We start from the raw sequence: 11,010 nt of genomic DNA on the forward strand, positions 1-11,010 counted from the left end.
TCAGGATGAACGCCTTCTGCGCTTCCGTAAACTTCGATGCCTTCATCGTTCTCCGCTCCTCTCCCAGCCAGGGAAGGTTAGCCGAAAACTCCAGCCTCAAACGGTCCAGTTCTCAGGGGGCAGAGCACGCTGCAACGTATTTTGATGACTTTTCGCGCTGCTCCTTATCGAACGCCCAAGCGGGCTCCCAATAAAGATCTGACGCGCTTTCATCGATGTATGACGGATCGACGAAGACATCTTCGATACTGACTGCCATATGTAGCGAGTAAACTGTGCCTGACCACGGATTCTGACCGCCGTCAATTAGCCCCTCTTGGCCACAGGACAGGATGGTCTGAATGAGCGCATTCATGTGCTCGCGTAAAGGGCGGAGCTCGTTCATCCAGCAATCAGGTTTTCCGCAACCACACTTAACATAGCGATCCATCGGATCGATTGCCGTGTATCGAAGCTTCAGCTTTCCGTCATCGTCCAGGTCATAGCGTCCTGTTTGAAGGAGCATTTGATCAGAGGCGGTCCATTCTCGCATTGGATACCCATCCGCTAGGTTTTGAAGAGACATAGGTCAAACATGATCCGGCATTGCCCGTTGCGCCGCCCAATAGCGGGCGATAATAGCACGCTTTCAATCCGATACAGAGAAATCGGTCGCCTTCAACCTGCGTGGGATCAGGCGCGTACCAGACTTGCGCATCTCAAAGATCGAACGAGCATGCTGCGGTCCAATGCTAACGTGCAACGGCCTATCAGTTCCGTAAAGGTAGAGCCTGTCAAATGGCACCATCGTGGCGAGGAAGCGGGCCACAACTATCGACGATACCCCTGGCACTCGAAAGTCTGCCGCTTGACCAAGCCGGGGACATATATAGTCTCCCGAAACTCGCCGTTCGTGTCCAGCATGCTGATCGAGCCGTGGTGCAATTCGCCCATGAACTTTAAGAGTGAGTTTTGAACCTGCGAAGCCATACGTGAGCGCAATCCGACCAAACTCCTTCTCTACCGGCTCAAGCACTTTCGCGCAAAGCTCAGAGATGGCCCGGTAGGTGTCGAGTTCCTGTGGAGCGTTCTCTACACCTGTTCTGCGCCAGGTGTCGCTGCAGTGACACAGGTCCGCATACGTAAAGTGGTCACTCGCCAACTCGTACAGGTCGGGCAAGTCGGCCACGTCACGCCGCCGCTGGGGCGTCGATCTCGTCCAGCTTTCGGGCCAGGCCACCTATTGAACGTACGCTTCGATCCGACGCAAGGTAGCCAAGCCCACGATGAAGATGCAGTCGGAACTGCTCATGAACCGTTGCCTGGTCAAGCTCTAGGCCGTCTTGCAGGCAGCGCTGCTTTAGCAGAGCCAAATAAATCTCGTGATGTACGCCGCCGAAGACGCGCCATGCGATTTCTACCGCCGCCTCACCCTTGAACTGGCGGGCTGGCGGCTTGGTCGGCTCCGCAAGGGACGCGCAAAGGGCCCATCGGCAAAGTACATTCCAAGTTTCGATCCCAGTGTGCCGCTTCAACCTAATCAACTGTTCGCGACCCTGTTCGTCGATTCGAACGGTCTCAATCGTTATCATGCTGCCTCCAGCCCAGTTTTGCTGGCAAAGGCGTAGCCAGGTTTTGCTTGACTACCTTTCCCATCACTATCGTACGTGATCGTAAAGCTTCTAGAAATATGCGGGGCCAGCATTTGATAAAGCCGCTCGTCAATTTCTTCGTCGGTGGATAAGAGAATCACCTGTTCTCCGGCGTACGGGAAGTAACGTTCTGCAAGGCGTGTCCGATGTTGTGAATCCAATCGCCCAAGCGGCGTGTCGATCACCGTCGGTGCGGCCTGACCCGATGCTTTTGCCAAAGCCCAAAGAAGAGCAATGGCAAACAGCTGGCGTTCTCCTGCTGAGAGCTGATCTGGGGCTACAACATGCCCGTCGCTGCCGTGCAATTCGATCGCAAATGTCTTTGGATCTATAGTTACCTTGGCGACTAGATCATCCTTCCGGAAAAGCGCCTGCAGCCCCTCAAGCATATGGCTCTCAATCCGCTGAATATGATGCTGGATGACTCGCGTCGCAAAAAGTGAGAGTGTTTGACGAACTGCAGCCGAGTGCTGAAACAACCGGCTCGCGTCTTCGCGCTGAAGTTGAAGATTGATGAGTTTTTCCAGTTTAGCCTTGTAGCGCTTTCGAACAGCCGCCGCGTCTCGATCCGCGGCGTCACGAGCCTGAACGCGCCGATCGAGCTCGATGTCAGCCTGCCTCCGTGCGCCTTCTGCGTCCGATACAGCCTTAACAAGTGGCGCGACGCTTTCAGCAGCCGGAACAGAGGCAAGCCTACGCTCAAGGTCATCCCGTTTTTCTTCCAGAGCATCGAGACGTTCTAGCAGGGCCTTCTGCGTATCAAGCGTAGTAGCACGACCTTCGCCACAAAGTGTCGCAAGCGCCGCTCGTGCAGATGAACTCAAAAATAGATGCATTTCCTGAGACGCCGTCTGTTCCAATCGCTCACGGTCCTGCAGGAAAAACGTTTTGACCTCTTGGATGAGATCATCTGTCGCACCAAGATCTTTAAACTTCGAAAGTGCCGACCGATCGCGGTCAGCAAGAAACGTCAGGAGCGCTCCGGTTGCTTCGATTTCTGTTTCCTGCTCGGACTGCTTCGCGGCAGACTCAAGCAGCTCTGGAACGAGGAGGAGCGGCGCTCCTTCCGCAGCCCAAGACCGCAGTTCCTTGCGGGCATGCTCCAACCCCACGTCAAGTCGCGCCCGCTCAGCAGTTAGCGCTTCCCGAGTCGCGAATAGATCGCCGCCCTCTGCTTCCAGCGCCACCTGAGCACGCTCCAGCATTAATACGCTCCGCTCTGCTTTCACGCGAACGCTCGCAACGCTATCATTCTCTGCTCGAACGCGTTGTTCGGCCTCCCGTAATTCGGCCTCCGCCATCGAAAGCTCTTCACGGAGATCCACACTCCCGTTGTCGCCAAGCTTTCGAGCTTCTAGAACCTCGAGGTCGACCTGCAGTCGCTCAACGATATCTAGGCCCAGTAGAGCATTGATACCGGTGCCGATAATTTTGGATGACCGGTCCAGATCAGCAAAGTGTTCGATCTTCTCGCCGTCGAAAAAGAACAGCGGTGCTATGCGTGGAGGAAGCAACTCATCGACGAAATCGTTCCACTGAGAGGTCAGGACGCGATCGAGCTTTCCATCTACCACCACCTCGAATATCTCGCGCACCCGGCGGGCACTCGCGGACCAGGCGCGGCGAATCTCAAAGAACTGCTCTTTCCCATCCATCGTTCGGCGGAATTTCACCTTCACCTCGGCCCCATCGCCCGACGGGGCATTCCTATTGATCGCTCCCCGCAGGTAGTCTTCATACGCGCCAGTTCCCCGCAGCCGGCCTCTTGCCAGCTTTCCGAAAAATGCAAGCTGAAGAGCTTCCAGAAAAGTTGTCTTACCAGCACCGTTTTGGGCACCAATGAGAATGATCGGCTTGTCAGCCGATACGGGAGTCAGTTCGAACTGATGCCGCCCGCGATAGACGCCGAAATTGTGTAGCACGATTTCGTCCAAGATCATTTCGCGTCCTCCAATTTCTGAACTTCTGCAAGCTCCTCGAGTTCTAGTTGAAGTGCTCTTGCGGCGGTCTCGCCCTCATGGCCGATTTCGCCGACTGTTTCCAACAAGGCGCCAAGATCGCGTCGGCGCGCAGCGCGTCCGGTTGCGTCTTCGACGTTGTTGTAGAAGCCGCGTTTGAAAGCTTCCTCTAAACGCTCGAACAGCTTCGCACGCCGACTTGACGTTCGGTAGCTTCGCTGGACCTGCAAGAGTTCACGAACCAGTTCGAAGTGAATCTGATCGTCGCCCGCAGCATCCTTCAGAATTGTCATTTCCTCTGCCCCGAACGGTTGCGTGTCGTCCAGCCGTTTGGCGGCAAAACTCCGCCCCGTCGCTTCGGCATAGATCGTGGGCAAACGGTCTTCGACTTCGTACTTTTCTGCGACCCAGATCCTACGGATTTCATGGAGCTCGTCCTGTGTCACAAGCTCAATTCCGCGAACCTCTTGAGGCGCCTTGGGGTGATTGCGGACAATCTCCTGGGCGACAAGCAGTCGACGCAACCAGTCCTCTCGGGTGGCTTGTGTGTATGGACCAGGGATCGGGCGGCTGTCATTGTTGAAAAGCTGCACCGTCCCGCTCATCCTACGGAAGTCACGCTTGTCGTGGTCAGGCTCATCGAGCGCGTTGCGCAGCTCTAGCAGCGGAGCCATCCACTCCTTTTCTTCGTCATTCTGGATCATCGCCGACATCGACTTATCTTTTTCGACGAGTGTGCAAACCCAGCAGCCAAAACGGCTGTCACCGCAGCTCGGTGTTGACGTGTCGAGAACTACGGGACACTCAGCGTCCTGCGAGGCACCTTGATACATACTCAGAAGGGCCTTATTATCGTGGCCCCAAGGGTTCTTTACCTGAAGCAAGAACAGCCATACATCGTCATTGGTCCACTCCGCGATCGGGCTGTAGATGAATGCATTTGGAAGCGAGCTATGTGAGCTCAGGTTTTCACGGAAACGCCCCTCGTCATTCGCCGTCATGCGCGCTGCGCGAACTGAGCTCTCGGCCTTGCGCGTCCCAAGAACGACGATCGCCTCGCCATTTTGTTTGACCACGTCGGAAATGAAGGCATCCGCCGGTCGGATCTTCATTCTCTCGGTGCACCAACGGAACTTTGGCCTAGGTGCGGGATAGCCTCGCCCGATCAAATTGACCCAAAAAGTATTTTGGACGTCGGGCGTCAGCTTGTGCGGGTATATTGGCAGACCTAACTGCGCCGCGTTTTCACCCATGACTTCATGAGAGCGGTCGACCCACGCGGCAACTACCGGATTCTCCACCAGAGTGTCGGTCGAAATGACGTGAACAATCTTTCGGCGATCTTTGGGTTCAAGCTTTGAAAGAGCCAGCCACACCAGCTGCAACACTGCCGTTGAGTCTTTGCCACCGCTGTAGCCGATTACCCAGGGGATCTGGTCGGAGAGGTATGTTTTCTGAATCTGCTCAATCGATTGAGAAAGCGTTTCCTGAAACCCGGCGGACTTAAAGATGGATTGCCTTGCTGATTTAGGTGTTTCGCTCATGGTCTCCCCGCTCAAATGCGTCCTCAATGCGCTGATCGTCTGGTGACAGCTCAAGTCCGAGGCTTTTCTTGATGTAGTTTGCTGTAAGAGTGACGTTCTGTGTCGCCTTTGAAAGACGACCACCGACCACCGCACGGCCTGCCCATATCGGACTGTTCCGCGACCAGTCAATTTCTGAGAGTGCCTTCAAGCGGCCCTTCCAATCTTTCGGTGCCTCGCGCAATAGTGCCGCACCTGCCTTGCCGAGTGCCTGAAGGACTACGCCATGCGAATGAATTAGATCCTGCCGCACCTCACCTGATGCCAGACGGCCACGACGGACTTGGTTCCACTCCGGCAGCTGCTTTGCAACTTCTTCCCAGAAGGCCTTGGCTGTCTTAAGGCTTGCTTCAGTGTCGTCGCTCGCATCGGCGAGGAGCGCGTTGGTCGCATGATAAATCGCGCTGAACGTGAACAGTCGCCGCGAGCGCGCTGAGAGCGTACTGCGCTCCATCTCTACCAGATCACGGAACGGCTCAGCTTCGAGAACCAGACGCCGTGTCATCTCAGCACCGGCATCGCGGTGGTCATAGAGCAGCGAAATCGAGGTTGAGGGGCGGATCGCGTAACGGTTTAGATCGGCGAACATCTGCTGAGATCGTGCTAGACCGATGTCACTGAAGAAGACGACGGCGATGCTCTCTTCGCCAAGCTTTGGGTTCAATTTCAGTGCCGCCTCGATGGCTGCCCGTCGGTGCTGTCCGTCGTTGATGATGAACGTGCCTGCCATCGGGATCCGAAGAACCCCTAGTCGATCATTGTCTTGCGAAACCGGCTCGAACACAAGCTCGGCATCGACCGACGCAGTGATGGCCGAGAAGACGTAGGTGTCTTCTTGCTCGGTAAGGTATCGCGTCATCTCCGGGATCCGCGCCTTGTTCAGAGTTCGCTGAGAGCGCAACTCAGGTGTTAGCTCCTCCTCGTCGAAGAGAAAGATCTTTGGAATCAGGCGGAGCGGGCACATCGAAACATAGTATTCACGACCAGCTTGGACGCCACGAATCGCAGGAAAAGCGTAGTGAAATGCGTCGTCCATGGTCCCTCCCGCGTTTCCCGGGTTCTGCCAAGTCAAAAACTGTTTGTCAAACGGAATAACAAACAGATAACATGCAAATTGAACCGCGAGGCACAATCTGCTAACCCTCCGGGCAGGTACACTGGAGCTGAACTAGAAGATGCCGATCTACCTAGATAACAACGCCACGACGCCCCTTGAGCCTGAAGTCCGCGAAGTCATGCTGCGCTACTTCGACCTGGATTACGGCAACGCCGGGAGCCGCACGCATGAGTTTGGCTCTCGTGCAAACAAGGCGGTACAGCTTGCACGAGAGCAGATCGCCACCTTAGCCAGCGCGGACCCATCCGAGGTGATTTTCACGTCCGGAGCGACCGAGGCGAACAACCTGGCCATTTTTGGTCTAACCGACCATGGTCGCCAGACTGGTCGGCAACACCTTGTTACCACAGCGATTGAACACAAAGCGGTGCTCGAGCCAATGAAGGCGCTGGAAGAAAAAGGTTTTGAGCTGACTATCGTTGGCGTTGGGAAGTCAGGGCGCGTGTTGACGGAGGACATTCTTGCAGCGGTTCGGGACGACACGCTGCTTGTCTCCGTAATGCAGGCAAACAACGAGACAGGCATTCTGCAACCGATTGGAGACATTGCGAGCGGTCTAAAGGATCATACCGCCTACTTTCACGTGGACGCGGTCCAGGGCTTCGGTAAGGACCTCGAAGGTCCACGGCATGCTCGGATCGACTTGCTCTCAGTCAGCGCACACAAGTTGTTCGGCCCCAAAGGTGTAGGTGCCCTCATCGCGCGGCGTAGAGGGTACGAACGGCCTCCGCTTAAGCCGCTGATGCTTGGTGGGGGGCAGGAACGAACCTTGCGGCCAGGAACACTGCCGGTTCCACTGATTGCTGGATTTGGTGCTGCGGCGACGATTGCTTTGCGGGATCACTTGTTGCGGCGGAACGCCTGCATCGCGGAACGGCAAATGGCTCTAAAGGAGCTTGAACCCCTCAAACCCATTCTAATAGGTGATCAATGCCATGCATTGGGTCACGTCCTGTCTCTGGGATTTATGGGCGTAGATTCTGAGGCTCTCATGTTAGCCCTGCGGGACGAGGTGGCAATATCTAACGGGTCTGCCTGCACGTCTGCGCGGCGCGAGGCCTCCCATGTTTTGACCGCCATGGGGTTAGATAAAGAAACGATTGAGTCGATCGTCCGGCTTTCGTGGAACCACTTTCAGCCGCCAACGCCCTGGCATGAACTCGCAAAGGCGATCAGGGGTTTGAAGATATTGGTTTAGGTTAGGAGCGGGAGTTCGAGGTCCGCGCTATTCAGCCTAATCCGACGTCCATGGAACCGGCAGCAGGCCAGGGCCCCACCGCAGGCGCAGGCACCGCCGCAGGGTCCGGCGCGTAGCGGGATCGCGCAGCCAATTGACGATCACGTTCGCATTGACCGCGTAGCGCCGCGCCACCTAGGCCACCGAAACGCCTGTGCCACCGCCTGAAAGCAGATCGACTGCTCCTCCTCATTCGTCCAAAGCCGCTTCGTCCGACACGCCACGCCACTTACATAGTGTCCACTGTCGATGGTGGGCACTATGCCGCACTCTCAACCCGTGACAGGGCGGTTAGGCTAAAAGGGGTCTAGGTCAGAAGCGGCCATCCCCTCGACCCGACGCAATCCCTACGGAGCCGGGCGACCAAGCAGCCGACCGAACTCAGCCGACGCGAAGCGAGGCATGGTGGGTCTACTGGGACCCCGGAACGGTCGGAATTCCTCACTCGCTAGAACAAAGAACGAACAACCACAGTTCGCTGACAGCGGACTGGTTCACTTAGCGAGCTTTGCCTGGTTTTCTATCGACACCGAAGCTCGAAGCATGCAGTTTCGAAGGAACGGAGGTTGTGCGTGCCGATAAGCGATAATGTTATCAACGAGGCTGTAGCGCGCTACGTTCGTGAGCGCGACCGTTACCTTAAGCTCGCTAGTCGCGTGGCGGACCTTTGCAGAACGGCCGTTGTCGAAGACAACGCCATTCGTGCGCAGGTCACGTCGCGCACCAAAACGGTCCGAAGTTTCGAGGGCAAATTACGCCGCTTCGCCCGCCGTCCTGATAAGAAATTTGCGACAGTCGACGATGTGTTCGCTCGGATCGGTGATTTTGCTGGCGTTCGGATCGCGACATATCGACCGGAAGACGAAGCGCGCGCCGCAGAAGCGATCAGTGAACTGTTCTGCGGCGCTGATGGCGGAGCCATAGAAGTCGACCTCAAGGACAAGCTCGCCCCCGCGGTAGGCCAGTTCTATCGCGCTACCCACTGCCAAGTACACCTCCGAGAAAGTGAGTTGCTCGGCAATTATGAAAACCTACGCGGGGCCAGTTGCGAGATCCAGATTTGCTCTATGATGGCCCACGTCTGGAATGAGATCGAGCACGACATCGGGTACAAACCGGAAGGCGAAGGGCCAAGTGATGCTGAACGCGGCCTGCTGGAAGCATTGGGGCACCTGACCCGTGCCGGTGATGCCACGATAACAAGACTGCTCGCTGCCAATGTTGCCCGCATGACAGTACAGACCGGTGACTTTGTCGACGTCCATGATTTTGTGGCCCGACTACGCCCTTCGTTTCCAGATGCTGATCTATCTGTCAACGCCGGACCGGCCTTCGACGCAGCCATGATCTTGGGTCTGAGCTCGGTCGAAAAAATCGACAAGGCCACCAGTGACAAAGCATTCCAGCCCGAACTTGCCGCCGCTGCTATCGAAGCCTTCAATGCCTATCTCGAGCAAGCCGGTCGTTCCGAACTCGGGCTCAACAGTGCATCCGCAGACCTTGTCCTAATTGGTATTCTCCAGATAGGTTCGGCGACGATCGAAGAGGCCCTGTCACCTAGTAGTGGAGCGAAGCGTCCGGGACGGCTTTACTCGCTAGCGCGCGCGTTCAAGGAATACGCTCCGCAAGTCGTCGAAGCACAGGCTGTCGCCTGATGCAAAGAGACCGTCTGCGCCAATTCACCGAGGCGTTCGATCATTTGGCTGGCAGCAATAGAATGGACGAACCCGCCCTTGACGTGCGCGACTATGAACTGCTTGCTTTGGTTGAACAGCACGACGTTTCGGTGCGACTGCGCAATTCGATTTTTGCAGCAACCTACGCAGACTCGCTCCCTTTGAAGACAGTCGGTGCCTATCTCAATGCCGGTGCCGAAGCTCAACGCATCATGATGGGCGGCATTCGCAACTTTGGGCGCAAGACCGCGAGTGAATTGGATGCACTTGTGCATGCCGTGTCCGTCGCAGGAATTACCGCGCCTCCGGTTCCAAGCCCGTCTGAAGCAGCCGTAAACCGCGCGAAATTGCTCGCATTATTCGCAGACGAGACGGTTGCCGAAGCAATGCGCGGTGAACTCTTCTCGGCGCGTCTTGACAATGCGCTGAATGAAGCCGCGCTGTCGTCCATGCTGTTCACCAATGCAATTGACAACTTCCAGGCAACGATTGGCAAGATGTTGCGGGTGCCCAATTGCGGGCGTGAATCGGTAAATGAGTTTCGAAAATTCTGTGATCGTTACATCGCCATGCGATTGCACAATGCGGGGCAAGTCGACACAGCACCCTTGGTTGCGTGGCTGCTGGGCGGACCGGAGCCCATACACCATGTCGCAGTCGGCTCGCCCTGTTTAAGAAATAGCGCCGCCGTTGAGACCGTTGCGCCCTTACCCACTCAATTTGCTACGCCAGAGCATGACTATCTAGTCGGTCGGCTCGAATGGCTGCTTGCCGAGCTCGACCCGCGAGCGCAAAGGATTTTACGTCGCCGAAACGGCATCGGTCAGAAGACCAGTGAAACACTCGAGGAGATTGGTAGCGACGAGTCAGTCACGCGAGAGCGAATCCGCCAGATCGAGGCCAAATCGCTCAAACGCATCCGGATCCGTGTTCTTCGAGCGCCGATTGCCGAACTTCTGAATCGTGAGGGAAGAAAGGCCTGGCTTAGCCTCGTAGGAGGCGAAACATTGCTTCGCCGCAAAGACGTCCAAGACCGCCGTAAGGGGCTTGATCCGTATGTCCGCCTTGCGCTTGATATTCAGAAACTGGACCTCGATGCTTGGCTCGACCAGGTGGCATACCCTATGCCACATGGCTGGCTCTCTCCCGATGCCGATGCCACCGCAATAGAAACCGCCGGTAAACTTCTGACTGAGGCCGTCGATGGTCCATTACCGAAACCCCTCGTTTTGTTGGTACCGGCCGATGTAGTTCCTGCGGCAAGGGCCGCTGCTATATTGATTCATAACCAGCCGGTACTCTACGATTACTTGATGCCGTCGCGCGTCGGAGTGCGACTGACACGATTGGTTCGCTTGCACGCACTTCTTGCAGACGAAGAACTGTATTTTCTCGATCGCTTGGTCCAGCGTTACCGCGCTATGTTCGAGGATGATCCTTGCAGCGAACGCGATGCAGAGATTGTCATGGATGCGGCGCCTCATCTCTTTCTCGAAATTGAGGATGGTTGTTGGTCAGCGATTGGAACTGCAGGCGCGTCGCTGCCGGAGACCGTTGCGATCAAAGCTCCGACCCCGAACCGCGCCGAGGATCCGGGCACAATTGCACAAGCGCTCGAGACGACCTTGCGTCGTCGCGGACCGACCAGGCTTGTCGAGCTGATGGACGATGCCATGGCGATTTTGCCTGATGGCCGCTCGGCGAACAGCATCGGTCCAATCCTATTAACTCGACGAGATCTATTCGTCCGGGCGTTGCCCGGAGTTTACGCGCTACCAGAGCAGATCCAGAGCTATTTGGAAAACATG

The 11,010-nt window shown here is 56.3% G+C and carries 7 protein-coding genes and 1 pseudogene; 3 read left to right on the forward strand and 5 right to left on the reverse strand.

What is annotated here, in order from left to right:
- Positions 1-112 precede the first annotated feature (112 nt).
- The 5 genes from LZ686_RS11080 to dndB form a co-directional block, all read right to left on the reverse strand.
- A complete protein-coding gene (locus tag LZ686_RS11080; protein WP_349547826.1) occupies positions 113-532 on the reverse strand; it encodes a hypothetical protein in 420 nt (139 codons plus the stop codon).
- Between the two features lie 637 nt (positions 533-1,169).
- Positions 1,170-1,571: a DNA sulfur modification protein DndE gene (gene dndE / locus LZ686_RS11085; RefSeq protein WP_349547827.1), complete on the reverse strand. Its 402-nt coding sequence runs from the start codon at positions 1,569-1,571 to the stop codon at positions 1,170-1,172.
- Positions 1,568-3,571, reverse strand: a complete 2,004-nt coding sequence (dndD, locus tag LZ686_RS11090; RefSeq protein WP_349547828.1) for a DNA sulfur modification protein DndD — start codon at positions 3,569-3,571, stop codon at positions 1,568-1,570. The genes dndE and dndD overlap by 4 nt, the downstream gene beginning before the upstream one ends.
- On the reverse strand, positions 3,568-5,133 hold the full coding sequence (gene dndC / locus LZ686_RS11095) for a DNA phosphorothioation system sulfurtransferase DndC (RefSeq protein WP_349547829.1): 1,566 nt from the start codon (positions 5,131-5,133) through the stop codon (positions 3,568-3,570). Before dndC ends, dndD begins: the two co-directional genes overlap by 4 nt.
- Complete coding sequence (gene dndB / locus LZ686_RS11100; RefSeq protein ID WP_349547830.1) at positions 5,117-6,208, reverse strand: DNA sulfur modification protein DndB; 1,092 nt, start codon at positions 6,206-6,208, stop codon at positions 5,117-5,119. The genes dndC and dndB overlap by 17 nt, the downstream gene beginning before the upstream one ends.
- Positions 6,209-6,347: 139 nt before the next feature.
- On the opposite strand from dndB, the gene LZ686_RS11105 reads away from it, so the two are divergent.
- The 3 genes and pseudogenes from LZ686_RS11105 to LZ686_RS11115 form a co-directional block, all read left to right on the forward strand.
- Positions 6,348-7,487, forward strand: coding sequence for an aminotransferase class V-fold PLP-dependent enzyme (locus tag LZ686_RS11105; protein ID WP_349547831.1), 1,140 nt, complete (start codon positions 6,348-6,350; stop codon positions 7,485-7,487).
- 611 nt (positions 7,488-8,098) lie between these two features.
- Positions 8,099-9,181, forward strand: a complete 1,083-nt coding sequence (locus LZ686_RS11110) for a GTP pyrophosphokinase (RefSeq protein ID WP_349547832.1) — start codon at positions 8,099-8,101, stop codon at positions 9,179-9,181.
- A gap of 785 nt (positions 9,182-9,966) precedes the next feature.
- Positions 9,967-10,125, forward strand: a pseudogene (locus LZ686_RS11115) (sigma factor-like helix-turn-helix DNA-binding protein); the annotation flags it as partial.
- Positions 10,126-11,010: the final 885 nt, after the last annotated feature.

Source organism: Paracoccus sp. NFXS7, from assembly GCF_040148865.1.
GTDB lineage: Bacteria > Pseudomonadota > Alphaproteobacteria > Rhodobacterales > Rhodobacteraceae > Paracoccus > Paracoccus marcusii.

Excerpts from the sequence above, each read along its gene's own strand:
- dndC (WP_349547829.1), bottom strand. The coding sequence starts at position 5,133 with ATGAGCGAAACACCTAAATCAGCAAGGCAATCCATCTTTAAGTCCGCC.
- LZ686_RS11105 (WP_349547831.1), top strand. The coding sequence starts at position 6,348 with ATGCCGATCTACCTAGATAACAACGCCACGACGCCCCTTGAGCCTGAA.
- dndE (WP_349547827.1), bottom strand. The coding sequence starts at position 1,571 with ATGATAACGATTGAGACCGTTCGAATCGACGAACAGGGTCGCGAACAG.
- dndD (WP_349547828.1), bottom strand. The coding sequence starts at position 3,571 with ATGATCTTGGACGAAATCGTGCTACACAATTTCGGCGTCTATCGCGGG.
- dndB (WP_349547830.1), bottom strand. The coding sequence starts at position 6,208 with ATGGACGACGCATTTCACTACGCTTTTCCTGCGATTCGTGGCGTCCAA.
- LZ686_RS11080 (WP_349547826.1), bottom strand. The coding sequence starts at position 532 with ATGCGAGAATGGACCGCCTCTGATCAAATGCTCCTTCAAACAGGACGC.